Genomic DNA, 24,746 nt, shown 5'->3' on the forward strand with positions numbered 1-24,746 from the left:
TTCCCGGCCGCCTCGGGCGGCCGCAGGTAGCCGAGGTGATGGATGCAACACGTCGCACACGAGGAGACCCGCCAGGATCTGCTCAAGCAACTCGAGGAGCGGCTGCAAGGCCGTCTGGACGAGGGCAAGGCCGCCCAGGTCAGTGACTTCGCCCGCCATTTCTATGCCACGGTACCGCTCGACGACCTGGCCGACCGCCGTCTCGACGACATCTATGGTGCCACCCTCTCCGTGTGGCACTTCCTGCAGCACTTCGACCCGGATGATCCCAAGGTCCGGGTGTTCAACCCCGATTTCGAGCAGCATGGCTGGCAATCCACGCATACTTTCATTGCCGTCCTCCATGAGGATATGCCCTTCCTGGTCGACTCGGTACGTATCGAACTCAACCGTCGCGGCATGACGGTCCATGCCATTCACAATGCCGTGCTGGCGACGGAACGCGACAGTCAGCACCGACTCGAGTGGGTCACCTCGACTCATCAAGACAATGCCCCGCAGGGTCGGGAGTCGCTGATCGCCATCGAGATTGATCGCCACTCGGATCCGACGCTGCTCGAGGAAATAGAGACGAGCCTGCAGGAAGTGCTGGGCGATGTGCGCATTGCCGTGGCCGACTTCGAGCCCATGCGTGAGCAGGCTCGTGCAGCGCTTGCCGAGCTCAAGGCCTCGCGTCCCGAGCAGGTCGATGCCGAGGACCACGAGGAGGCCATCGCCTTCGTCGAATGGTTGTTGCACGATAACTTCACCTTTCTTGGCTATGACGAGTATGTCGTTCACGAGGGCGAGGGACGACAGCGTCTGGACCGCGACGAGAACAGTGTGCTGGGCGTGTTCCGCCTCGACCAGCCGCGCTATCGCGAGCGTATCCGTACCGACCAGGGGATCGAGGGTGACCACTACGTACTGGTGCCTCAGCTGCTGTCTTTCGCTAAGAGCGCCCACCATGCGCGAATTCATCGCCCCACCTACCCCGACTACATCTCGATCGATCGCTATGATGACCAGGGGCGGGTGATCGGTGAACGGCGCTTCCTCGGCCTGTTTACCGCTACCGTTTACAATGAGTCGCCGCGTAACGTGCCGATCCTGCGCCGCAAGCTCAAGACGGTGATGGATAACTCCGGCTTCAATCCCAAGGGCCATAACGGCAAGCACCTGCTGCACATCCTCGAGGTCTATCCCCGCGACGACCTCTTCCAGATCGATACCGACGAGCTGACTCAGACGGCCCTGGGTATCCTCGACATGCGCGAGCGGCGTCGGGTGAGGCTGTTCGTCCGGGAGGACCGTTCCGGCAGGTTCTACTCGTGTCTGGCTTTCGTGCCGCGTGACGTGTTTTCCACGGAATTGCGCCTACGCATCCAGGACCTGCTTTGCGAAGAGCTCGATGCCAACTTCGGCGACTTCAACACCTACCTGTCTGAATCGGTACTGGCCCGCATCCAGTTCATCCTGCGCTTCAAGGGTGATCAGCCAGCGGACTACGACCTGCGCCGCCTGGAAGCCAAGCTGGCGACGCTGGCCCGCAACTGGCGTGACGACCTCCAGGGTGCCGCCATCGAGGGGTTCGGCGAGGAGCAAGCCAATCTGCTGATGGACCGCTTCCGCGATGCCTTCCCCGCCAGCTATCGCGACGACTTCTCGGCGCGTACCGCGGTCTACGACCTGCAGCACATCAGCGAGCTGGATGACGGCAGCCCGTTGGCACTCTCCCTTTACCGGCTTGTCGAGGAGGAAGGTAGCGGGGTCAACCTCAAGCTGTTCCACCGTGACCAGCCCATCCCGCTCTCCGACGTACTGCCCATGATGGAGAACCTCGGGCTGCGGGTGATCGGCGAGCGTCCCTACGAGCTTGAGGCGCGCGATGGCAGTTACTGGATCCACGACTTCGACCTGGAGCACCACACCAGCACAGAGGTCAACCTGCAGGAGATGCGCGATTCCTTTATCGAGGCCTTCCAGCGCATCTGGAACCGGGACGCCGACAACGACCCCTTCAACCGGCTGATCATCGGCGCCAACCTGGACTGGCGCGAGGTTGCAATGCTGCGGGGCTATGCCCGCTACCTGAAGCAGATCCGCTTCGGCGTCTCCCAGAACTACATGGCCAACACCCTCGTCAACCATCCGGAGATCACCCGTGAGCTGGTGACTCTCTTCGAACTGCGCTTCGACCCGGCTGAACGCCCGCCGGAGGGCGAGATAGAGGCATGCACGGCGCGCATCATCCGGCTCCTCGATGATGTCGCCAGCCTCAATGATGATCAGCTGCTGCGCCGCTACATGGAACTGATCCAGGCGACCCAGCGCACCAACTACTACCAGCCGGGGCCTGATGGCCGTCACAAGGATTATATTTCCTATAAGATGCAGCCGTCCCGGGTCACCGGCATGCCCAAGCCGCGACCGGCCTACGAGATCTTCGTCTGCTCCCCGCGAGTGGAGGGGGTGCATCTGCGCGGTGGCAAGGTCGCACGGGGTGGGTTGCGCTGGTCCGACCGCTTCGAGGACTTCCGCACAGAGGTGCTGGGTCTGGTCAAGGCGCAGCAGGTCAAGAACGCGGTGATCGTGCCGGTGGGTGCCAAGGGCGGCTTCGTCTGCAAGCGTCTTCCCGAGGGCGGTGACCGCGACGCCATCCAGAAGGAGGGCATCGCCTGCTACAAGATCTTCATCCGGGCCCTTCTCGATGTCACCGACAACCGCGTGGGCGGCGAGATCGTGCCTCCTGCGGACGTGGTACGCCACGATGATGATGATGCCTACCTGGTGGTGGCCGCCGACAAGGGCACCGCGACCTTTTCCGACATCGCCAACGAGATCTCCCTCGAGTACGGCCACTGGCTGGGCGATGCCTTCGCCTCGGGCGGGGCCAACGGCTATGACCACAAGAAGATGGGCATCACCGCCAAGGGGGCCTGGGAGTCGGTCAAGCGCCACTTCCGCGGCCTGGGGCTGAACACCCAGCAGGACGAGTTCACGGTGCTCGGCATCGGCGACATGGCGGGCGACGTGTTCGGCAACGGCATGCTGCTCTCCGACAGGATCCGCCTGGTGGGGGCCTTCAACCACATGCATATCTTCGTCGATCCGACCCCGGATGCGGCGTCGAGCTTCGCCGAGCGCCAGCGTCTGTTCGACCTGCCGCGCTCGAGCTGGGAAGACTATGATACCGGCCTGATCTCGGAGGGCGGTGGAATCTTCAAGCGCTCGGCCAAGACCATCGCCATCTCCAAGCAGATGAAGACGCTGTTCGGTATCAAGGAGGACAAGCTCGCCCCCAACGAGCTGATCCGCGCCATGCTCAAGTCACGGGTCGACCTGCTGTGGAACGGCGGTATCGGCACCTACGTCAAGGGCAGCGAGGAGACCGACGCCCAGGTGGGAGACAAGGCCAACGATAGCCTGCGTATCGATGGCCGTGAACTGCAGTGCCGGGTCATCGGCGAGGGCGGCAACCTCGGCTTCACCCAGCGCGGGCGCATGGAGGCGGCTGCCCGGGGCGTCCGCGTCACCACCGACTTCATCGACAATGCCGGCGGGGTCAACTGCTCCGACCATGAGGTCAACATCAAGATCCTCATCGACGAGGTGGTCAAGCGCGGCGACATGACCGAAAAGCAGCGCAACAAGCTGCTTGCCGACATGACCGGTGAAGTCTCTGACCTGGTGCTGCTGGACAACTATCGCCAGACCCAGGCGCTGGATCTCGCCGAGCTTCTCTCCCGTCAGGGCATCGGCCCCTTCCGGCGTTTTATCAGCGAACTGGAGGCCGTTGGCCAGATCGACCGCGAGCTGGAGTTCCTGCCCGACGACGAGGTGCTCAAGGAGCGTGCTGCCAACGAGCAGGGCATGCTGCTGCCGGAACTCTCGGTGTTGATCTCCTACGCCAAGAGTGTGCTTAAGGGCGACCTGATCGCCTCGGATTTGCCCGACGACCCGACCATCGTCAAGTTCGTCGAGCGGATCTTCCCCGCGGTGCTCGTCGAGCGCTACAAGGAGGAAATGTATGACCACCGCCTGAAGCGCGAGATCGTTGCCACCCAGGTGGCCAACGATCTGGTCGACCACATGGGCATCGTCTTCGTGCGCCGGCTGATCGATTCTACCGGCGCCGATCGTGCCACCATCGCCCGCTCCTACGTGGTAGCGCGCGACAGCTTCCAGCTGCCTGGCATCTGGGAGCAGGTCGAAGCGCTGGATAACCAGGTGCCGTGCGCGGTGCAGTACAGCGTGATGCTCGACCTGATGCGCATGCTACGCCGTGCCACTCGCTGGTTCCTGCGCAACCGCACCGGCATGAGCACTCGGGATGCCATCGACTTCTTCGCCCCACGTCTGGCACAGCTGCAGGAAAATATCGGCGAGCGCCTGCGTGGCGAGGAGTTCAATGCCTGGGAAGTTCGTCGCAACGAGCTGACGGAGGCCGGTCTGCCGGAGGCCCTGGCCGCGACCGTGGCGGCCGCCGGGAGCCTTTATGCGGCACTCGGCATCATCCAGACGGCACGCCAGACCAACGAGGATCCCCAGCGCGTGGCCGAGGTGTACTACGAGATTGGCGATCGCCTGGAGCTGCCGTGGATGGTCCAGCAGATTACCGACCTCAAGGTGCGCGATAGCTGGCAGGCTCAGGCACGCGAGACCTTCCGCGACGACATCGATCGCCAGCAGCTGGCGCTGACTACCAGCGTGCTGGGCATGGAAGATGGATCGAGCGACTCAACGGAGCGGGTGGAGCAGTGGCTCTCGCTCCACCATGGCATGCACCAGCGCTGGTGCCGCCTGCTTGAGGAAGTGAGCAGCGGCAGTCATGGCGGCTTTCCGCTGTTCACGGTGGCCGTACGCGAGCTTGTCGATCTGGCCGAGAGCAACCGCGAGACCTGATCGGCCGGCGTCTCCATGGCCAAGCAACACGAACCCCCGCCAATGGCGGGGGTTCCTGTTGCTGGGGCGAGTGTTAGGTGTCTGGCGGGGTAACAGTCACAGCAGGAAAAGCGTGGCCAGTCCCAGGAAGGCCATGAACCCCACCACGTCGGTCACCGTGGTCAGTATCACCGATCCCGAAAGGGCAGGATCGATGCCCGAGCGCTTGAGCATCAAGGGAATGACGATGCCGGCGACGCCGGCGGCCAGCATGTTGATCACGAGTGCCGCGGCGATGATCACGCCGATGCCGATGCTGCCGAACCAGAGCACCGCCAGCACGGCCACCACCAGCGACCAGAGTACGCCGTTGAGGGCAGCGATACCGATCTCCTTGCGTAGCAGCCAGCTGCTGTTGGTACGACTGATCTGGCCCAGGGCCAGGCCGCGGATCGCCAGAGTGAGGGTCTGGCTGCCGGCGATGCCGCCCATGCTGGCGACGATGGGCATCAGCACCGCAAGGGCCACGATCTTGTCCAGGGCATCCTCGAAGCGGCCGATCACCCAGGCGGCCAGGAAGGCGGTAATCAGGTTGATCCCTAGCCAGACGGCGCGTCGCTTGGCGCTGGGCATCACCGGGGCGAAGAGGTCCTCCTCCTCGTCCAGGCCGGCCATGTTCATCAACGCCTGTTCGGAATTCTCACGGATCACGTCGACGATGTCGTCGATGACGATGCGCCCGAGCATCAGGCCGGTCTCGTCCACCACCGGCGCGGAGACCAGGTCGTGAGTCTGGAAGAGAGTAGCCACCTCTCGGGAATGCATGGTCACCGGGATGCTGTCCACATCGTCATCCATCAGGTCGGCGACGGCCATCTCGGGATCGTTCGATACCAGGCGGGCCAGCGGCAGCACCCCCAGGAAGAAACCGTTACGGTCTACCACCATCAGCGAATGGGTGTTGTCGGGTACCGACTCCTTCCAGCGCAGGAATCGCCTGACCGTTTCCAGGCTGACGTCGGCGCGCACGGCGATGGTATCGGTGCGCATCAGTCGACCGGCGCTGTCCTCCTCGAACGATAGGGTCTCCTTCAGCCGGTTGCGCTGCAGCTCGTCCATCGAGCGCAGCATGTCCTCGGCTACCTGCTGGGGCAGGTCCTCGAAGATCTCGGCAAGGTCCGTGGTGTCAAGGTTGGACGTGGCAGCAACGATCTCGGCATGGTCCATGTCGTCGAGCAGGGTGCTACGCACCTCGTCATGTACGTGCAGCAGGACCTCACCGTCGACTTCGCCCGGCACCCGTTCCCATAGTTGGATACGCGCCGCCGGCGGCAGAGACTCCAGCAGCAGGGCGATCTCCGCGGGTTCCAGGTCGGCCAGTACATCATCGACGGCATCGAACTGCTCGTCACCCATCGCCCGATGAATGCGCGATAGGCGGTCCTCGAGGGTTTCGGTGGTATCGGCCATATGGGTCTCCCTGGCTTCGGCTGCACGGCCCACTTGGCCGTGATTGCATCGATTTTGACTAGTAGATCACAAAATGGGCCCTGGCTGTCGCCGCGGGTCTCCTCGACCTCGGCTGCCATGCGAGGCGTCGGCGTCGTGTCACAGCCACCGTACTGCTATAATTCCCGCCCCGTGTTCGCCACCCTTGTCCGGAGCCGCCATGTATTCGCTCGCCCGCTCGCTGCTGTTTCGCCTGGACGCCGAGACCGCCCACGGGGTTGCCCTGAAGGGACTCGACCTGGCCAGTCGCCTGGGCCTGGCGGGGCGAGTCGGCGTCGGCCGGGTCGAGGATCCAGTGGAGCTGATGGGGCTGCGCTTTCCCAATCGGGTCGGCCTGGCTGCCGGGCTCGACAAGAACGCCGACCATCTCGATGCCCTGGGTGCGCTGGGCTTCGGCTTCGTCGAGGTGGGCACCGTGACGCCGCGGCCCCAGGAGGGCAATCCGCGGCCACGACTGTTTCGCCTGCCCGAAGCCGGTGCCATCATCAACCGCATGGGCTTCAACAACGCTGGGGTGGATCACTTGGTCGCCCGGGTCCGGACGAGCCGTTACGACGGGGTGATCGGCATCAACATCGGCAAGAATCTCACTACCCCGGTCGAGCAGGCGGTGGACGACTACCTGGCCTGCCTGCGTCAGGTGCATGGTCATGCTCACTACATCACTGTGAACATCTCTTCGCCCAACACGCCGGGGCTTCGAAACCTGCAATTCGGTGAGCACCTGAATGCGCTACTCGGCGCCCTGCGCGAGGAGGGAGACCGGCTCGATCGTGAGACCGATCGCCGCGTGCCCCTTGCGGTGAAGATTGCACCGGACATGAGCTCGGAGGAGGTCGGTCTGGTGGCACGCAGCCTCGATGCCAATGCCATCGACGCGGTGATCGCCACCAACACAACGGTTTCCCGCGAGGCGGTGGCGGGGCTCGAACATGCCGACGAGCAGGGCGGGCTCTCCGGCCGTCCTGTGTTCGAGCCGTCGAACACGGTAATCCGCGAACTGCGTCGCCGGCTCCCCGATATGCCGATCATCGGCGTGGGTGGCATCGACAGCGGCGAGGCGGCGGTTGCCAAGGTGGTGGCAGGTGCCGACCTGGTGCAGCTGTATTCGGGCTTCATCTATCGCGGGCCGGCGTTGGTAGGGGAGTGCGCTCGGGCCCTGCAGGCAGTCACTAAAAAGCCCATGGGGTGACCATGGGCTTGATATGTTCGTCAACACCTCTGACGATGGGTCCCTGACCCGGACTATGTGGAAATCACATCATGGAAGTCACATTACCATGGGGTTCTTGTGAATGCCGGAGACTCCCGTCATGCCGGACCATTGATCCCCACGACCTTCACGCCAACCGCTCATCCAGTACTCGCGTAGATTGATATCCTGACTCGGACAGTCATCGCGGGAACGACCCGAGAGACCCGCCTTGTACCCATGAACATAGGCACGCTGGAAGCGATCACGTTTCTGTCGTTTCATTGGACTACCTCTTGATGAAGGTACCGATGAGTAACCAGTCTTGAGACCGGTTTCATTTTACCCGGGCAACATCGGTCTCTGCAGCAACACCGTGCTGCACGACGACTCGAGGCCCACTGACAGGAACGCATGCGTCTTTTTAGTAGCTACTCTCTCATTGATAGCCCAGGGTGACGCCATTTGTCGACCGATGATTTGTAACAAGGCATTCACCTGTCCGTCACGCCCACACCCCCGGCCAGGTACCACGCCGATGGATATTTCATGACTGAACTGCACTGCCCTGATTCACTGGATTTTCTGGCTACCTGCCCGCGAGGCATCGAGTTGCTGCTGGCCGACGAGCTTGCCGCCCTGGGCGCCGTGCCCGGCAAGACCACGGTGGCCGGGGTTCACCTGCGCGCGAGCCTCGAGAGTGCTTACCGCATCTGCCTGTGGTCGCGCCTGGCCAATCGGCTGGTGCTCTGTCTGGCGCAAGAGGAAGGCATCGAGACCCCCGAGGCGCTGCGTACCGCCGCCGCGGCGATCGACTGGCGACGCCATATCGCCCCGGGGGTGACCCTGGCGGTGGATTTCCATGGCCGCGCCGACGCGATACGCCACACTCGTTTCGGTGCCCAGACCGTCAAGGACGGGGTGGTGGACCGTCTCCACGCCGAGGGACGGACGCGCCCCGACGTCGATACCCGGCAGCCGGATCTTCGCCTCTATGCCCACCTGCACCGTGGGCGGCTGATCCTGGGCGTGGACCTCTCGGGTGACAGCCTCCATCGCCGTGGCTACCGTCGCGACGTCGGACATGCGCCGCTCAAGGAGAATCTGGCCGCCGCCCTGCTGGTGCGCGCCGGCTGGCCGGCGCTGGCTCGCGAGGGTGCGCCGCTGGTCGATCCGCTATGCGGCGCCGGCACCCTGTTGATCGAGGCCGCCATGATGGCTGCCGATATCGCCCCGGGCCTGGCCAGGGAGCGCTTCGGCTTTCACGGCTGGGCGGGCCATGACGAGCACAGCTGGCGTGAACTGCACCGTGAGGCCGAGGCGCGGGCCAGCATCGGGCGCAAGCGCTGTCGCTCGCGGCTAGTTGGCTTTGACGAGAGCCCCCCGGCGCTGGCCGCGGCGAAGGCGAACGCCATGCGTGCCGGCGTGCCGGCGCTGATCGAGCTGGAGGGCGCCTCCCTGGCGGGGCTCGAACGTCCCGCAGGGCTGGCCGACACGCCCCGCGGGCTGGTGATGACCAACCCGCCCTACGGCGAACGCCTCGGCGAGCTTCCCGAACTGGTTCGCCTCTATGCCCAACTCGGCGAACGGGTCAAGATGGCCTTCCCGGGCTGGCTGCTGGCGGTCTTTACCGCCAACCCGGACCTCGGGCATCGCATAGGATTGCGGGCCCGCAAGCAGTACTCGCTGCGCAACGGCCCCCTGGAGGCCAAGCTGCTGCTGATGGCCATTCCCGAGGCCGATGAGTCACGGCCCGAGGAAGGTGCCCCCTCGCGCTCAAATGGAGCGCAGATGTTCGCCAACCGGCTGGAGAAGAACCGCCGGCGGTTGAAGAAGTGGCTCAAGAAAAGCGGCGAGAGCTGCTATCGGCTCTATGACGCCGATATGCCCGAGTATGCCCTGGCCATCGACCTCTACGGCGACCGCGTGCATGTGCAGGAGTATGCCGCACCGAAGTCCATCGATGCCGCCCAGGCCCAGAAGCGACTGTTCGAGGCGTTGGGGGTGATTCCCGACGTGCTGGGCGTTGACCCCGGGAAGGTCGTGGTCAAGCGCCGCGAGCGGCAGAGCGGCAAGGAGCAGTACCGCAAGCAGGCGGCAAGCGGTGAGCGCTTCGAGGTGCACGAGGGGTCGGCACGGCTATGGGTCAATCTGCGTGACTACCTGGATACCGGCCTCTTTCTCGACCATCGCCCGGTGCGGCGCCTGCTCGGCGAGATGGCCGCCGGCAAGCGTTTCCTTAACCTCTTCTGTTACACCGGGGCTGCCACCGTCCAGGCGGCCCTGGGAGCAGGGGAGCAGGGCGGGGCTAGCGAGAGCGTCAGCGTCGACCTCTCCAACACCTACCTGGACTGGGCGCGAGACAACTTCGCCCTCAACCGGCTCGACCCGGCGCGCCACCGGCTGGTGCGTGACGACTGCCTGCGTTGGCTGGAAACCGCCGGCGGTGAGTTCGACCTGATCTTCCTGGACCCGCCGACCTTCTCCAATTCCAAGAAGATGGCCGATACGCTGGACGTCCAGCGCGATCACGGTCGGCTGGTGCGCCTGGCCATGGCGCGCCTGGCGCCAGGGGGAACCCTGGTGTTCTCCAACAACCAGCGGCGCTTCACGCTGGATGAGGACCTCGCCGAGCAGTTCCATGTGAAGGATATCTCCGCGAAGACATTCGATCCTGACTTTCAACGCCGCCCGGACCTGCACCACTGCTTCCTGATCCGCCATCGGGAGGATGCATGAGTCGTCAAAGGAAAGATGCATGATCGAGCTGAGACTCTATACCACACTGGGCTGCCATCTCTGTGAGCAGTTGGAGGCGCTGCTGGCGACCCTGTGCCATGAGCGGTATCGGCTGGAAAAGATCGAGATCAGCGACGACGAGGCCCTGGTCACACGTTACGGGGTGCGTATCCCGGTGCTGGTGGACGAGTTGGGACAAGAGCTGGATCGCGGTATGGACCCCGGCCGCCTGGCCGCCTGGCTGGCGGCACGAGGCTGGCTGGACGAGGCGGCCTGGCGGCAGCTGCAGGAGCAGCTGAGTGGCGAACGGGCGCCGAAGACGGCGAAGGGCGCGACCCTGCGCGGTGGGCGACGTTACCTGGGGTAGGGATTACGGCGAGTCCAGCAGTGAGAGCTGGCTGACGGCATCGCGTCCCTGGGCGCTTTCGTCCTCCGCCTCCAGCACCTTGTCAAAGCCTCTCGACGACAGGATGGTGGCCTCGTCGGCCAGCCACATCATCGCCTGGTCGTGGTCATCGGCCAGGCGATGCTTCAGGCCGCCGAACTGGGTGCCGATCTGCCCCCAGGCACGGCTGAAGATCCAGTCACCGAACATGTCCTGATGGACGTGCACCAGCACATAGTCATGGTCGGTTTCCCAGCGGATAATCACGGCAGCTCCCGAGGTAGAGGGCGCCGCAGTCCTGCGACGCTCAAGTGGTAGTTGGCGGTATTGTAAGGGCTTGGGCACACTGGACAAGCCGTATCACCACCTAGACGGGAGTTCGCCATGAGAATCGTCGTCGATGCCAACGTGCCCGCCGCGCAGACCTGCTTCGGAGAGCTGGGCGAGGTGATTCGCCTGCCGGGGCGCGAGATCGATGCCGCCGCGCTGCGCGAGGCCGACGCCCTGGTGGTTCGCTCTATCACCCGGGTCGACGAAGCCCTGCTGGCTCATGTCGAGCGGCTGCGCTTCGTCGGGACCTGCACCATCGGCACCGACCATGTGGACGAGCAGGCCCTTGTCGAGCGTGATATCGCCTTCGCGAGCGCTCCGGGCTGCAACGCCGAGGCGGTGGTGGACTACGTGCTGGGCAGCCTGGCGACCCTGGCCGAGCGACAGGACTGGCAGTTGACCGAGCGTCGCGTGGGCATCGTCGGCGTGGGCAACGTGGGTGGGCGGCTGCAAGAGCGTCTCTCGGCGATGGGTATCGACTGCCTGGCCTGCGATCCGCCCCGCGTGGAGGCGGAAGGTATCGAGGGAGAAGGGCTGGCCGGTTTCGAGGACCTGGATGCCCTGATCGATGAATGCGATGTGCTCTGCCTGCATACTCCCCTGGTGACCGAGGGGCCCCACCCGACGCACCATCTGCTCGATGCCCGGCGCATCGCGGCCCTGGCGCCGGGCTGCGTGCTGCTCAATGCCGGACGTGGCGATTGCGTGGATGGACAGGCGCTGCGACAGCGGCTGGCGGGGCAGGGCGATGTCACCGCGGTGCTCGATGTCTGGGAGCACGAGCCTGCCATCGACACCGGCCTGGCGGATCTCGCCGCCATCGCCACGCCGCATGTCGCCGGCTACAGCCTGGACGGCAAGTTGCGCGGCACTCACCGGATCTATCGTGCCCTGGCCCGGCATGTCGGCCTGCCGGCGCGCCTGACGCTGGCCGACCTCGCGCCTCCGCCGCCCGTCACACGTCTCGTCCTGGACGCCGGCCTCGGCCCCGAGGAGGCATTGCGCCTGTGCCTGCGTACCGTTCATGACGTGCGGCGTGACCACGACAGCCTGCACCGCGAGGCGTACCGCCAGGGTATGGCGAAAGGCTTCGATGCCTGCAGAGCGGCCTACCCGCTGCGCCGGGAGTTCGCGACCCTCGAGATCGAGCTGAGCGTTGAGAGTCGGAAGCTGGCGCCGTTGTTGAGAGGCGCGGGCTTTCGGGTAACCACCGCCTGACAAAAAAATCGACAGCGGGCCCGCCTATTGGCGGGCCCGCTGTTTAACGGGGCAGGGTTTACTGCCGATAGGCCGCTTCCTTGAGGGCACGGATGCGATCGTCGAGGGGCGGGTGGCTGGCAAAGAACCGCTCCATCAGCGAGCGTGTCTGGCCCTTGGTGATGGCCATGGCGCGCAGGGTGTCCGGCATCTGATCCGGCATTTCGGTCTCGGCCTTGAGGCGAGCCAGGGCGTTGATCATGGATCCGCTGCCGGCGAGCTGGGCGCCGGCGCTGTCGGCGCGATACTCACGGAAGCGCGAGAACCAGGCGACGATCGCCGAGGCGATCAGCCCGAAGACGATCTCGGCGACGATCACTACCGCGAAGTAGCCCAGAAAGCCCAGGCCGCCTTCGCCATCGCGCCGCAGGAAACTGTCGACCAGCTGCGCCACGACGCGGGCGAAGAACATCACGAAGGTGTTGAGCACCCCCTGGATCAACGCCAGGGTAACCATGTCGCCGTTGGCGACGTGGCCGATCTCGTGCGCCAGCACCGCGCGCACCTCCTCGGGGCGCATGCGGTTGAGCAGGCCGGCGGAGACCGCGACCAGGGCGTCGTCCTTGTTCCAGCCGGTGGCGAAGGCGTTGGACTGCTGGGCCGGGAAGATGCCCACCTCCGGCGTCTTGATGCCGGCGTCGCGGGCCAGTTCCGCGACAGTGTCGACCAGCCACTTCTCGGTGTCGTTCGATGGCGTCTCGATCACTACGGTGCCGGTGCTGCGCTTGGCCATCCACTTGGAGATGAACAGCGAGATCATCGAGCCGGCCATGCCGAAGATGAAGCAGAAGATCAGCAGTCCCGTCATGTTCATTCCGTGGGACTGCAGATAGGATTCCAGACCCAGCAGGCGCAGGGTGATGCTGGCCACCACTACCACCGCCAGGTTGGTGCCCAGGAAGAGCAGGATTCGCATCATTGTCGGAAAACTCCGGTCGTCGGGAAGGGGGTGCCGCGTTCAGCGGCGTGTAAAAGCTGTTGCTTAGATACGGTCATGCCCGCCGGGTTTCAAGCGGCGGGCGGAAAGGATATGCGTCGCTCTACTGGCGGTAACGCGACAGGAAACGGGCGAAGCGGTCCAGAGCGTCCTCGAGCTGGTCGGCCCAGGGCAGGGTGACGATGCGCACATGGTCGGGCTCGGGCCAGTTGAAGGCCGTACCCTGCACCAGCAGGATCTTTTCCTGCAGCAGCAGGTCGAGCACCAACTGCTGGTCGTCCTGGATATTGAAGACCTTGGGGTCGAGCCGCGGGAAGGCGTATAGGGCTCCCTTGGGCCGGGTGCAGCTGACCCCGGGGATGGCATTGAGCTTCTCGACGGTGATGTCGCGCTGGGCGAGCAGGCGCCCACCGGGCAGGATCAGGTCGTTGATCGACTGGTAGCCGCCCAGCGCGGTCTGGATGGCATGCTGGGCCGGCACATTGGCGCACAGGCGCATCGAGGCGAGCATGGTTACGCCCTGGATGAAATCGGCCGCGCGTTGTTTGGCGAGGTGACCCGAGAAGATCATCCAGCCGGAGCGAAAGCCGGCGCAGCGGTAGCTCTTTGAGAGCCCGTTCATGGTCACCACCAGCTGGTCCTCGCCGGCCAGTGCCCCGGTAGAGACATGCTCGACCCCGTCGTAGAGAATCTTGTCGTAGATCTCGTCGGAAAACACCACCAGGTGGTGTTCCCGGGCGATCTCCAGCAGCTCGCGCACCACCGCCGGCGGGTAGACGGCTCCGGTGGGGTTGTTGGGATTAATGATCACGATGGCCCGGGTGTGGGCGGTAACCTTGGCTCGGATGTCATCCATGTCCGGCGCCCAGTCGGCCTGCTCGTCGCACAGATAGTGCACGGCATGGCCGCCCGAGAGATTGGCCGCCGCGGTCCACAGTGGGTAGTCGGGGGCCGGGATCAACACCTCGTCGCCGTCGTTGAGCAGCGCCTGCATGGCCATCACGATCAGCTCGGAGACGCCGTTGCCGATGTAGATGTCCTCGATGCCGACGTTGGGTATGTTCTTGCGCTGGCACTCCTGCATGATTGCCTTGCGCGCCGAGTAGAGCCCCTTGGAATCACAATAGCCCTGGGCGGTGGGCAGGTTGCGCATCACGTCCTGGAGGATCTCCTCCGGTGCCTCGAAGCCGAACGGCGCGGGGTTGCCGATGTTCAGCTTGAGTACGCGCTGGCCTTCCTCTTCGAGCCGCTTGGCATGTTCGAGCACCGGGCCGCGGATGTCATAGCAGACATTCTCGAGCTTGTGCGATTTCCTGATTGGGGGAGTGTCCATATCGTTCGGTGTCCAGTTTCCAGGGGTTATCCCCAATGCTTGCGTGTGGTCGGGGCTGACCCGGCGACAGGGCTTTCTTTATCCTCTTCGACCTGTCCCCGGCGCCCCTGAGCCTGTCATGTCAGTTCGTTATTATGCTGCCCATGGAAATTATGCGGCTCCGCCGCGGGCGCCGGCGGAATGTCCGCCGGTGTTTCCAGGGTCAACCGGCCCAGCTTGCCGTCACGCAGCTCGTGGAGCAGCACCTCGGCACCGCGGTGCAAGTCGACCTCGCCCCCGGGGCGCAGGCCGCCGCGCTTGCCAGCAATCTCGGCGAGGATCGCATGGCCATCGAAACCGGCCAGGGCGAGCAGGTCGACCCGTATCGGGCCATCGGCCTCGACGCGCTCGGCCTCAGGGTGGGGAATGTACTCGGGCAGGGCCTTGAGCTTGTAGCGCGCCTTGAGGGCCTCGGGGTAGCGCCTGGCAAGTTCGGCAGCGGCGACCACTGCGACCTCCACGTAGTCGATGGCGGTATCGCGGATGGCACCGCTGGTGGCCAGGCGGTGGGCGCTTGCCTGGTCCTCGATCTTGGGCCACAGCACGCCGGGGGTATCGGTCAACGCCACGCGGCCACCGATGCGTACCCTCTGCTGGCGCTTGGTTACCGCCGGTTCATTGCCGGTCTTGGCGATGGTTCGCCCCGCCAGGCCGTTGATCAGGGTCGATTTGCCGACGTTGGGAATGCCCATGACCATCACCCGCACGTCGCGGTCGGCGCGTACCTGGCCGGCCAGCTCATGGCAAAGCTTGGGGATGCGCTTGAGCTCCCGGGCGTTGGTGGTGGTCACTGCCAGGGCGCGCATGTCGTCCTGAGCGTCGAAGAAACCGACCCACTCGCGGGTTCGCTCGGGGTCTGCGAGGTCGGCCCGCGAGAGAATCTTCAAGACCGGCTTGTGGCGGGTCAGCTCGGCCAGCATGGGGTTGGCGCTGGAGTAGGGCAGGCGGGCGTCCAGCACCTCGATCACCACGTCGATCTCCGGTAGTGCCTCGAGGATCTGCCGGCGCGCCTTGTTCATGTGTCCCGGGTACCAGCCGAGCATCGAGCCTCTCCTGCATGCGCTTGAATGAAAATGGCCGCCCATCATAGCAGATGGGCGGCCGTCTCAGGGGAGGGCGGTCACTAGCAAAGACTACTCCCCGGCGTGGAACTGGATCGCCACCGAATTGATGCAGTAGCGCAGCCCGGTAGTCTCCTGGGGGCCATCGGGGAATACATGGCCCAGATGGGCATCGCAGCGCGCGCAGTTCACTTCGGTGCGCTGCATGCCGTGGCTGGAATCGGTTTGCTCCGTCACGCAGCCCGAGGTGAAGGGACGATCGAAGCTGGGCCAGCCGCAGCCGGCCTCGAACTTGTGCTCGTTCTCGAACAGCGGGGCGTTGCAGCACACGCAGTGATAAATGCCATGCTCATCACTCACGTGGTAGTGGCCGCTGAAGGGCGGCTCGGTGCCTTTCTGGCGGGTGACACGGTACTGCTCGGGCGTCAGCTGCTGCTGCCATTCGGCATCGCTCTTCTGGATCTTGCTGCGCATGGCCTCTCTCCTCGTTCTGGAGCCGGGTGTGGGCCCGGCGCGTTTAGCCCCCATTCTGACATCAACTCGGGCGGGTATTTCCAGTTGCGGGGCAGCATCGGTCACGCGATATCAACGCCGAAAGAGAGAGGCTTGACAGCTTCCCGGGCGCTGGGTAATATTCGCCGCACCTCGACGAGCCGAGACATTGCGTCCCATTCGTCTAGTGGTCCAGGACACCGCCCTTTCACGGCGGTAACAGGGGTTCGAACCCCCTATGGGACGCCACTCGACTCATCAGGTACCGGAGTGCGGGAATAGCTCAGTGGTAGAGCATCGCCTTGCCAAGGCGAGGGTCGCGAGTTCGAATCTCGTTTCCCGCTCCATTTTGGTTTGGGTAACGTTTTGATCAGGCCAAGGCTCGGCTCACGAGCTGGAGCGCCAGCCCGGTCGAATCTCGTTTCCCGCTCCATTTTGGTTTGGGTAGCGTTTTGATCAGGCCAAGGCTCGGCTCGCGAGCTGGAGCGCCAGCCCGGCTGGTGGCAGCCCCGTCAAATATCGTTTCCCGCTCCAAGCTAGAACAGCTAATGCGTCCCATTCGTCTAGTGGTCCAGGACACCGCCCTTTCACGGCGGTAACAGGGGTTCGAACCCCCTATGGGACGCCACTTCCGGTTTTGTCAGTGCGAGTCCTGCGGGAATAGCTCAGTGGTAGAGCATCGCCTTGCCAAGGCGAGGGTCGCGAGTTCGAATCTCGTTTCCCGCTCCAAGCGTAATCAAGCGTATCTCGAGCCAAGGCTCGGGTCACGATCCGATGTGTCGGCCCAGCTGACGGCAGCCCCGTCGAATCTCGTTTCCCGCTCCAAATCGCCCCTCCTTTTGTGTCCCATTCGTCTAGTGGCCTAGGACACCGCCCTTTCACGGCGGTAACAGGGGTTCGAACCCCCTATGGGACGCCACCCTTTCGCATCACCCTCGCACCCCCTCTGCTGTTTTCCCGGGGCCTGTCTCCCGTGGCGGCGACTTGAAGTTATTTCTTGGCATCGCCATCATTCGTGCTCTTCACAGAGACTCCTCCTTTCCACTGGATCGCTCATGGTCGAACCGGCACTCTCCATCCGTGGCCTGACCAAGGTCTACGGCAATGGTTTTCACGCACTGAAGGGCATCGACCTCGACGTCGCCGAGGGCGACTTCTACGCCTTGCTGGGCCCCAACGGCGCCGGCAAGTCGACCACCCTGGGCGTGGTCTGCTCTTTGGTGCAGAAGACCGCGGGCCAGGTATCGATCTTCGGCATCGATATCGACCGGGACTTCGCCCGGGCCAAGTACCATCTCGGCGTGGTGCCCCAGGAATTCAACTTCAACCAGTTCGAGAAGGTCATCGACATCGTGCTGGCTCAGGCCGGCTACTACGGGATGTCGCGTCGCGAGGCACTGCCCCGCGCCGAGGAACTGCTGAGCGACCTGGGCCTGTGGGACAAGCGCAACGGCAGCGCGCGGATGCTTTCCGGCGGGATGAAGCGACGGCTTATGATCGCCCGTGCCCTGATGCATCGGCCCCGACTGCTGATCCTCGACGAGCCCACCGCCGGCGTGGATATCGAGCTGCGCCGCAGCATGTGGGCGTACATGCGCCGCATCAATCGCGACGAGGGCACCACCATCATCCTTACGACCCACTACCTGGAGGAGGCCGAGAGCCTCTGTCGCAACGTGGGGATCATCAACCACGGCGAAATCATCCGTAACACCAGCGTGCGTGACCTGCTCGCCGAGCTCGATACCGAGACCTTCCTGCTCGACCTGGCGCACCCGATCGAGGCCGCACCCGAGGTGGCGGGCTTCGAAGTGAGCCGGGTCGATGCCGCCCAGCTGGCGGTGGTGGTGCACCGCGGCCAGCGCCTCAACGATGTCTTCGAGGCGCTCAGCGCCCAAGGGCTGCAGGTGATGTCGATGCGCAATCGCGCCAACCGGCTTGAGGAGATGTTCGTCTCCATGGTGGAGCAGGGCAACAGCGACAAGGCGGCCGCCGAGGCGGCGGAGGCGCGCGCATGAATCCGACCCAGATCGCCATCGCCCTCTGGACCCTGGTGCACAAGGAGGTCAAGCGCTTCACGCGGATCTGGCCCCAGACCCTGCTGCCGCCGTCGATCACCATGACCATGTACTTCATCATCTTCGGCAACCTGATCGGCTCGCGGATCGGCGAGATGGATGGCTACAGCTACATGGACTTCATCGTCCCGGGGCTGATCATGATGGCGGTGATCACCAACAGCTACTCCAACGTGGCCTCGAGCTTCTTCTCGAACAAGTTCCAGCGCTCCATCGAGGAGATGATGGTCTCGCCGATGCCCAACTGGGTGATCCTCACCGGCTTCGTGCTGGGTGGCATGGCCCGTGGCCTCGGCGTGGGGCTGATCGTCACCCTGGTGTCGCTGTTCTTCACCCGGCTCGAGGTGGCGCACCCGCTGCTGACGGTCTTCGTCGTGGTGCTCACCGCGGCACTGTTCGCCATCGGCGGCTTCATCAACGCCCTGCTGGGCAAGAAGTTCGACGACATCTCTATCGTGCCGACCTTCGTGCTCACGCCGCTGACCTACCTCGGCGGGGTCTTCTATTCCATCTCGCTGCTGCCGGCCTTCTGGCAGGGCGTATCGATGCTCAACCCCATCCTCTACATGGTCAACGTCTTCCGCTACGGTTTCCTGGGTGTCTCGGACATTCCCGTGGGCTGGGCGCTGGCCGCCATCCTGGCCTTCATCACCGTGCTCTTCGGAGTGGCGCTGTGGATGCTGGAGCGCGGCAAGGGCATCAGGAGCTGACATGTCACACCACCGTCCCGATACGCTCGCGCATGCGCCCCTGGGGCGCGAGGCCGCCTACCCGGAGCACTACGATGCCGGGCTGCTCTTCCCCATTCCCCGCGCCACTAACCGGGCGCCGCTGGGCATCGAGGAGGGCGCCTTGCCCTTCGTCGGTGAAGACGAATGGCACGCCTTCGAGGTCTCCTGGCTCAACGAGAAGGGCAAGCCCCTGGTGGCCGTGGCGCGTTTTCGCCTGCCGGCGGACTCGCCGAACCTGATCGAATCGAAGTCCTGGAAGCTCTACCTCAATGGCTTCAACCAGACCCGCTTCGAGAGTCGCGCGCAGGTCATCGATACCCTGATATCCGATCTGTCCCTTGCCGCTGGAGCTGCGGTCTCCGTCGAGCTGTTCGATGTCGACCACGAGGCGCTGGCGCCGCGGCGCCTGCCCGGCGAGTGTATCGACGACCTGGATATCGAGGTTGCGGACTACGCGCCCAGCAACAAGCACCTGCGAGTAGTGGACGAGATCGTCGAGGAGACGCTGTATTCGCATCTGCTCAAGTCCAACTGCCCGGTTACCGGGCAGCCCGACTGGGGCAGCGTGCTGATCCGCTACCGGGGTCCGCGGATCGAGCGCGAGGGACTGTTGCGCTACCTGATCGGCTACCGCCAGCACCAGGACTTCCACGAGCACTGCGTGGAACACATCTTCACGGACCTGATGACTCGGGCCCGCCCTGAACGCCTGCTGGTGCTGGCGCGCTATGTGCGCCGTGGCGGGCTGGACATCAGCCCCTGGCGTGCCACTCCCGGCGAGCACCCGCCCGAACCGCTGCGGCTGGCGCGCCAGTAGTCGCTTGGGTAGAGTGCCGACTGAACCTCAACAGGAGAACAACATGGACGCGATGACGCTGCTGCACGAACGTAGCTCCATGGGCAAGCTGATGGGCCCGGCGCCGAGCCCCGAGCAGCTCGAAGCCATGTATCGGGCGGCACTGCGTGCGCCGGATCACAAGGAGCTGCGCCCCTGGCGCTTCATCGAGTTCTCGGGCGAGGGCCTTTCGCGCCTCGGCGAGCTGTTTGCCGAGGCGGAGTTTCGTGAGGATCCCCATGTCGGCGATGCGGCCCTCGACGCGGCGCGCAAGAAGCCGCTGCGTGCTCCGATGATCATCGCGGTGATCGCCAAGGTGACTCCTGAGATCCCCAAGGTACCCAAGATCGAGCAGGTGATCTCTTCCGGCTGCGCGGCCCACGGCATCCTGCTCGCCGCCCACGCCCAGGGACTCGGCGCCATGTGGCGCAGTGGCAAGTACGCCTTCGATTCCACGGTGCACAAGGGTCTGGGGCTCGCCGAGGATGACGAGATCGTCGCCTTCATCTACCTGGGAACCCCAGGCGGGCGTCATAAGCCGCTACCGGACCATGACATCGACGACTACGTGGAGCGCTGGGACTGAGCGATTGGCGAACCATTTTTTCAGTTGCCTGGCCATACTGGTTGCAGCTCTTCCTTCCATGCGGAGCACCCCTGCCTGGACGTTTGCCATGACCCGTCGCTATCTCCTGACATCCTTCTTAATATTGCTTGCTCTGATCCTCTCGGGTTGCGCCAGCTTGTCGGAGGGCGAATGCCGCACCGCCAGTTGGCAAGAGATCGGACGCATCGATGGCTCGCAGGGCCAGCCGCGCGCTCGGCTCTTCGAGCACGCCAAGGCCTGTGCCGACTTCGGCATCCGGCCTGATGCCGAGGCTTACTACCGAGGCAGGGAGTGGGGGTTGTTTGACTACTGTACCCCGGCCAATGCCTATCGGGAGGGGCGTCGCGGGGCAACCTATCAGGGTGTCTGCCCGGCACTGCTCGAGGGCAACTTCCTGGAGAGCTACCGCCAGGGCCTGGTTATTCACGAGGCGGAGAGCGCGGTGGAGGAAGTCGAGCGCCGGATCCAGCGCGTCGAGCATCGACTGGACGACGAGGAAGTTGCCAACGACAAACGTCAGGCGCTACACCGGGAGCTGAGAAGTCTCTATCGCGATTATCGTTTCCGCCAGCAGGAACTGTTGTACCTCGAGCGGTATCACGGACGCTACGGCCGCCTGCGTTCCCAATAGCACTGACCCCATCATGTCTGGAGCCGAATCATGCGAGAGATCGGTATTCCCCACCCGCGCTTGCCACTGCCCGCCCCCGGCCAGGAGGACGATCCTAACCAGTTCCTTTCCTGGCTCGGTGAAGCGATCCCCATGGTCCCCGCGTTGGGCATCCGCGAGATGAGCCGCGATGGCGACTCCCTGACCTGGGCGCTCTCGCTTATTCCCAGTCTGAACGACAAGGGCACCGGTTTCGGCGGTGCCCTCGCCGGCCAGACCACCCTGCTGGGCTGGTGCTGGACCACCCTATGGCTGCGCCGTCATGGGCTCACCCGCGACGTTGTGGTGGCTGAGGCCACCCAGCGTTTCCTGGCCCCGGTGACCGGTGACTACCGCCTGGTCTGCGTGCCCGCTACCGACGATGCCACCGCACGGCTTGCAGAGCGTCTCGAGCTACACGGGAGGGGCCGTATCGCCCTGGTTCAGCGACTCTGGTGCGGCGATACCCTCTGTCTTGAAGCTCGCGGCGATTATGCCGTGCTGCCCGCCAGTTGAGCCGGCGATGAGGAAAACCGGCTTGCAATCGCGTACTTAAGCCGTTAGCATACGCGCCGTTCTGGAGGAAAAAGCCCTCCGCGCCAACATGGCCTGGATCTGCTTTCGAATCGAGAATCACAATGTGGAGGGGTGTCCGAGTGGTCGAAGGAGCGCGCCTGGAAAGTGCGTAAGCCGAAAGGCTTCGAGGGTTCGAATCCCTCCCCCTCCGCCACAAATTATAGATAAGTCGCTGAATTCAGCGGCTTTTTCTTTGTCTGAATGTTTATAGCCCATACTCCAGCCCATACTTTATTTCTGGCTTCCACTGAACTCTCCAGGAACCCATCGGACAACCGACACTGAAATCATACCCTCAGATTCTGTGCTGGGGCTTTCTGAGTCGCGTATCAATGCTTTTGCTTCTGCAGCACTATCTTGCTTTGCTGTTGCGTGAAGCCCTCGACAGCAGCGGCTTGATTGACGCCCTTGAGGACCATCTTGTCGATCAGCGGGTCCGCCACTCGTAGGCTAGTCAGCTGAGCACTGTGGTGCTGCAGTGTGCCATGGGTTGGATTGATCTCAGCGATACCACCACACTGAGTCGCGATCCGCTCTGGCAGCTGGCTTGCAGCGATACGCGGGGGACGTCGCCGTTGGCGAAGGTCCGGTACTAGCAAGCTACTCTGTCGCGGCTTCTGACCTCTCTGGGGCGCGACGACAACATCGATACCGTGCATGAGGGCCTGCTGCGCTTGGCGATCTGGCGGCTGACCTCGCTCAATGGCGGCGAACGGCCAGAAAGCCTGACGCTGGATATCGACGGCCTGCCGATCGAGGTGTTCGGCCACCAGGGCGGCTCGTCCTACCACGGCCATGTCGGCGCACGGATCTACTCGCCGCTGATTGCCTCGCTGGCCGAGACCGGCGACATGGTCGGCGGCCTGCTGCGCGAGGGCAACGCCGGCCCGGCCGAAAACGCCGACACCTGGATTCCGCACTTGGTACGGCGGCTCAACGAAAGCACTGAGGCCAAGGTCCGCGTGCGCATCGATGCCGGCTTCACCGGCAACGACACGCTGGAGGCCCTGGAAGATCGCGGCATCGAGTACCTGGGCCGGCTGCGCAGCCACACGGGCCTTCAGAAGCTGGCGGCACCGTACCTGAAGCGCCCACCAGGCCGCCCACCTGAGCAGACCCGGGAGTGGTGCCACGACCTTGAGTATCAAGCCGGTTCCTGGCCGACGCCACGCCGCGTGGTGCTGGTGGTACAGGAGCGTCCCGACGACCTGCTGCTGCATGCCTTCTTCCTGGTCACCAACCTCAGCAAGTTCGACTGGCCACCGCAGAAGGTCCTGGCGCTGTACCGCAAGCGCGGTAGCGCCGAATCCCACATGGGCGAGGTGAAATCGGCCCTCGACGTGCACCTCTCCTCGACGGATCGCGGCGACTCCACCGTCCAGGACGTGATGGCCCGCAACGAAGTGGGCCTGCTGCTGAGTCTCTACGCCTACCAGGTGCTGCATGGCCTGCGCTGCTTACTGGAGCAACAGACCCAGCTAGGGTGGAGGTCATGCGCGAGGAGTTGCCCAACTCCACTTGGTAGGTCACCAATCGACACTCTTCTCCAGATCGACCAGAGAGATCCCCGATCCTTCAGGCACTCGGGCATCAGGTCTTTGGTGACACTCGCTATCACCATGGCCTAACGTCAGTGCGACTGCTGTAGGTGATCGCTGACAGTCTTTGGAGGGATATCTGACAGGTTCTCACTGTCTAGGCTGACCCTGCCCCTCACTCCGCTTCGCTGTGTATGATGGATCGCAACAATCATCGTCAGCACCAATACATGGAGGAGCATCGTGAGCACAGAGAGTCACTCTCAGCTGGCGGCCTTTATCTGGTTCGTGTCGGACCTACTGCGCGTTGATTTCAAGTAGTCCCAGTATGGCCGGATCTTCCTGTACTTCACCCTGCTGCGGCGCCTGGAACGCGAGGCACTATGAGCCAGGGACGTAGCATCCGGCTCTTCCTAGTGGACGGCATGCCCAACGGCCTCCCGACCGCCGAGATCATGAACTGGACAGGGCATGTACTCACCGGGCCACGTAGCAAGCTCAGCGAACTGGTTCAGCGCCCTGAGTGTGGCCGCACCGGAATCTATCTCCTCGTCGGCCCTGACCCAGAGAATAGTCTGTGCCCGCTGGTCAACATCGGCGAGAGTGACGACGTCGGCACCCGGCTGAAACAGCACAACCGCCCGGAGGACAACGGCGGCAAGGACTTCTGGGAGAAGGTCTGCCTGGGTACCAGCAAGGACCAGAACCTCACCAAGGCCCGCGTGAAGTACCTTGAGAGCCTGCTGATCCAGAACGCTGGCCAGGTCGGTCGCTGCAAGCTGATCAACCGTACCGCCCACGAGTACATCAACCTGCCCGAGTCGGACCGGGCCGATATGGCGTTCTTCATTGAGCAGATACGCACCGTTTTGCCGGTGCTGGGCCTCGACTTCCTGCGTGAGACTTCGCGCCCCTCGAGTGCTCCTGAATCTGTCCCTGTTGCCGAGCCCGAGGCCTCTCCGAGCTTTAGCCTGGAGATGCCACGGCACGGCATTCGCGCCACGGGACAGGAGTCCGACGGCGAGTTTTACGTCTTCAAGGGCTCACTCGCCCGAGGCAGCTGGGTTGGCACCGAGGGCGGCTATCAGAGTCTCTACAACCAGCTTTGTGAAGATGGGGTGCTGGTGGAATACGACAACAAGACTCGAGTATTTAACGAAGATCAGAGCTTCAGCAGCCCTAGCGCCGCCCCGCCGTTGTCTCCGGCCGCAGCGCCAACGGGCGGACCTCATGGAAGGCGGAAGACAGCGGCCTGACCTATGGTGAATGGCAGGATAGGCAGGTGAGTGCGGCAGCCGAAGAGATCGCGGAAGAGCTCTCTTGATGGGGGGAATCATGTGCGGCCGTTTCGCCCTCTACAGTGACTTCCCCAGCCTGGCAGCATCCCTCAAGCTGCCGCTTGCCGAGGGTGAGCTGACGCCTCGCTATAACGTTGCGCCGGGCACCTGGATCAGTGCGGTGCGCCGGAACGATGAGAGCGGCGAGCTGTGCCTAGACGCGCTATGGTGAGGCTACCGAACCCTGGGTCGACGACAAGGCGCCGCAGCCCACTACCCATGAGGCGCTATGACGGGGAACCCCTGTGGTTTCCCGGT

20 protein-coding genes, 6 tRNA genes and 1 pseudogene are annotated in these 24,746 nt (G+C 64.0%); 20 read left to right on the forward strand and 7 right to left on the reverse strand.

The annotated features are described in order from the left end of the window. Positions 1-42: 42 nt before the first annotated feature. Positions 43-4,884 carry an NAD-glutamate dehydrogenase gene (locus tag U5L98_RS06280; RefSeq protein WP_322557480.1) on the forward strand — a complete coding sequence of 1,614 codons (4,842 nt, stop codon included), beginning with the start codon at positions 43-45 and terminating at the stop codon, positions 4,882-4,884. 96 nt (positions 4,885-4,980) lie between these two features. Here the strand turns inward: U5L98_RS06280 and mgtE are convergent, their stop codons facing one another. Then, entirely contained in the window at positions 4,981-6,333 is a 1,353-nt protein-coding gene (mgtE, locus tag U5L98_RS06285) for a magnesium transporter (protein WP_322557481.1), read from the reverse strand. Positions 6,334-6,532: 199 nt separating this feature from the next. Between mgtE and U5L98_RS06290 the strand changes: the two genes are divergently transcribed. Further along, entirely contained in the window at positions 6,533-7,564 is a 1,032-nt protein-coding gene (locus U5L98_RS06290; RefSeq protein WP_322557482.1) for a quinone-dependent dihydroorotate dehydrogenase, read from the forward strand. 78 nt (positions 7,565-7,642) lie between these two features. Here the strand turns inward: U5L98_RS06290 and rmf are convergent, their stop codons facing one another. Continuing rightward, entirely contained in the window at positions 7,643-7,849 is a 207-nt protein-coding gene (gene rmf / locus U5L98_RS06295; protein ID WP_082042631.1) for a ribosome modulation factor, read from the reverse strand. 264 nt (positions 7,850-8,113) lie between these two features. Here rmf and rlmKL point away from each other — a divergent pair, with 264 nt between their 5' ends. Further along, the gene (rlmKL, locus tag U5L98_RS06300) at positions 8,114-10,303 is read left to right on the forward strand and encodes a bifunctional 23S rRNA (guanine(2069)-N(7))-methyltransferase RlmK/23S rRNA (guanine(2445)-N(2))-methyltransferase RlmL (protein ID WP_322557483.1); all 2,190 of its coding nucleotides are present in this window, start codon (positions 8,114-8,116) and stop codon (positions 10,301-10,303) included. A 19-nt stretch (positions 10,304-10,322) separates the two neighbouring features. Beyond that, on the forward strand, positions 10,323-10,670 hold the full coding sequence (locus tag U5L98_RS06305; protein WP_322557484.1) for a glutaredoxin family protein: 348 nt from the start codon (positions 10,323-10,325) through the stop codon (positions 10,668-10,670). A 3-nt stretch (positions 10,671-10,673) separates the two neighbouring features. Here U5L98_RS06305 and U5L98_RS06310 read toward each other — a convergent pair whose 3' ends face one another. Next, positions 10,674-10,955, reverse strand: coding sequence for a hypothetical protein (locus tag U5L98_RS06310; protein WP_322557485.1), 282 nt, complete (start codon positions 10,953-10,955; stop codon positions 10,674-10,676). A 117-nt stretch (positions 10,956-11,072) separates the two neighbouring features. Here U5L98_RS06310 and pdxB point away from each other — a divergent pair, with 117 nt between their 5' ends. Continuing rightward, a complete protein-coding gene (gene pdxB, locus U5L98_RS06315; protein WP_322557486.1) occupies positions 11,073-12,236 on the forward strand; it encodes a 4-phosphoerythronate dehydrogenase PdxB in 1,164 nt (387 codons plus the stop codon). 58 nt (positions 12,237-12,294) lie between these two features. On the opposite strand, the gene htpX is transcribed toward pdxB, so the two are convergent. The 4 genes from htpX to msrB all read right to left on the reverse strand — a co-directional run bounded on the left by htpX (position 12,295) and on the right by msrB (position 16,119). Next, positions 12,295-13,194, reverse strand: coding sequence for a protease HtpX (gene htpX / locus U5L98_RS06320; RefSeq protein ID WP_322557487.1), 900 nt, complete (start codon positions 13,192-13,194; stop codon positions 12,295-12,297). A gap of 121 nt (positions 13,195-13,315) precedes the next feature. Continuing rightward, on the reverse strand, positions 13,316-14,545 hold the full coding sequence (locus U5L98_RS06325) for a pyridoxal phosphate-dependent aminotransferase (RefSeq protein ID WP_322557488.1): 1,230 nt from the start codon (positions 14,543-14,545) through the stop codon (positions 13,316-13,318). A 116-nt stretch (positions 14,546-14,661) separates the two neighbouring features. Then, positions 14,662-15,627: a ribosome biogenesis GTPase YlqF gene (gene ylqF, locus U5L98_RS06330; protein WP_322557489.1), complete on the reverse strand. Its 966-nt coding sequence runs from the start codon at positions 15,625-15,627 to the stop codon at positions 14,662-14,664. Positions 15,628-15,717: 90 nt separating this feature from the next. Then, positions 15,718-16,119: a peptide-methionine (R)-S-oxide reductase MsrB gene (msrB, locus tag U5L98_RS06335; protein ID WP_322557490.1), complete on the reverse strand. Its 402-nt coding sequence runs from the start codon at positions 16,117-16,119 to the stop codon at positions 15,718-15,720. Between the two features lie 191 nt (positions 16,120-16,310). Here msrB and U5L98_RS06340 point away from each other — a divergent pair. The 15 genes and pseudogenes from U5L98_RS06340 (at position 16,311) to U5L98_RS06410 (ending at position 24,660) form a co-directional block, all read left to right on the forward strand. Then, positions 16,311-16,386, forward strand: a tRNA-Glu gene (locus U5L98_RS06340). A 23-nt stretch (positions 16,387-16,409) separates the two neighbouring features. Beyond that, positions 16,410-16,484: transfer RNA gene (locus tag U5L98_RS06345), tRNA-Gly, on the forward strand. Positions 16,485-16,689: 205 nt separating this feature from the next. After that, positions 16,690-16,765: transfer RNA gene (locus U5L98_RS06350), tRNA-Glu, on the forward strand. 26 nt (positions 16,766-16,791) lie between these two features. Then, a tRNA-Gly gene (locus U5L98_RS06355) sits at positions 16,792-16,866 on the forward strand. Positions 16,867-16,980: 114 nt separating this feature from the next. Then, positions 16,981-17,056 (forward strand) — tRNA-Glu (locus tag U5L98_RS06360). A 136-nt stretch (positions 17,057-17,192) separates the two neighbouring features. Continuing rightward, the gene (locus U5L98_RS06365) at positions 17,193-18,155 is read left to right on the forward strand and encodes an ABC transporter ATP-binding protein (RefSeq protein WP_322557491.1); all 963 of its coding nucleotides are present in this window, start codon (positions 17,193-17,195) and stop codon (positions 18,153-18,155) included. Beyond that, complete coding sequence (locus tag U5L98_RS06370) at positions 18,152-18,925, forward strand: ABC transporter permease (RefSeq protein ID WP_322557492.1); 774 nt, start codon at positions 18,152-18,154, stop codon at positions 18,923-18,925. Before U5L98_RS06365 ends, U5L98_RS06370 begins: the two co-directional genes overlap by 4 nt. A 1-nt stretch (position 18,926) precedes the next feature. Further along, the gene (gene queF / locus U5L98_RS06375) at positions 18,927-19,763 is read left to right on the forward strand and encodes an NADPH-dependent 7-cyano-7-deazaguanine reductase QueF (RefSeq protein WP_322557493.1); all 837 of its coding nucleotides are present in this window, start codon (positions 18,927-18,929) and stop codon (positions 19,761-19,763) included. 43 nt (positions 19,764-19,806) lie between these two features. Next, a complete protein-coding gene (locus U5L98_RS06380; protein WP_322557494.1) occupies positions 19,807-20,367 on the forward strand; it encodes a nitroreductase family protein in 561 nt (186 codons plus the stop codon). An 88-nt stretch (positions 20,368-20,455) separates the two neighbouring features. After that, positions 20,456-21,019, forward strand: a complete 564-nt coding sequence (locus U5L98_RS06385; RefSeq protein ID WP_322557495.1) for a DUF2799 domain-containing protein — start codon at positions 20,456-20,458, stop codon at positions 21,017-21,019. Between the two features lie 30 nt (positions 21,020-21,049). After that, complete coding sequence (locus U5L98_RS06390) at positions 21,050-21,553, forward strand: YiiD C-terminal domain-containing protein (RefSeq protein WP_322557496.1); 504 nt, start codon at positions 21,050-21,052, stop codon at positions 21,551-21,553. Between the two features lie 126 nt (positions 21,554-21,679). Then, positions 21,680-21,767: transfer RNA gene (locus U5L98_RS06395), tRNA-Ser, on the forward strand. A 205-nt stretch (positions 21,768-21,972) separates the two neighbouring features. Further along, a pseudogene (locus tag U5L98_RS06400) lies at positions 21,973-23,100 on the forward strand (IS1380 family transposase); the annotation flags it as partial. A 434-nt stretch (positions 23,101-23,534) separates the two neighbouring features. Beyond that, complete coding sequence (locus tag U5L98_RS06405; protein ID WP_322557497.1) at positions 23,535-24,407, forward strand: GIY-YIG nuclease family protein; 873 nt, start codon at positions 23,535-23,537, stop codon at positions 24,405-24,407. Between the two features lie 67 nt (positions 24,408-24,474). Next, entirely contained in the window at positions 24,475-24,660 is a 186-nt protein-coding gene (locus tag U5L98_RS06410; RefSeq protein ID WP_322557498.1) for an SOS response-associated peptidase family protein, read from the forward strand. Positions 24,661-24,746 lie beyond the last annotated feature (86 nt).

Origin of the sequence: Halomonas sp. (assembly GCF_034520545.1) — a bacterium.
Classification (GTDB): Bacteria; Pseudomonadota; Gammaproteobacteria; order Pseudomonadales; family Halomonadaceae; genus Halomonas.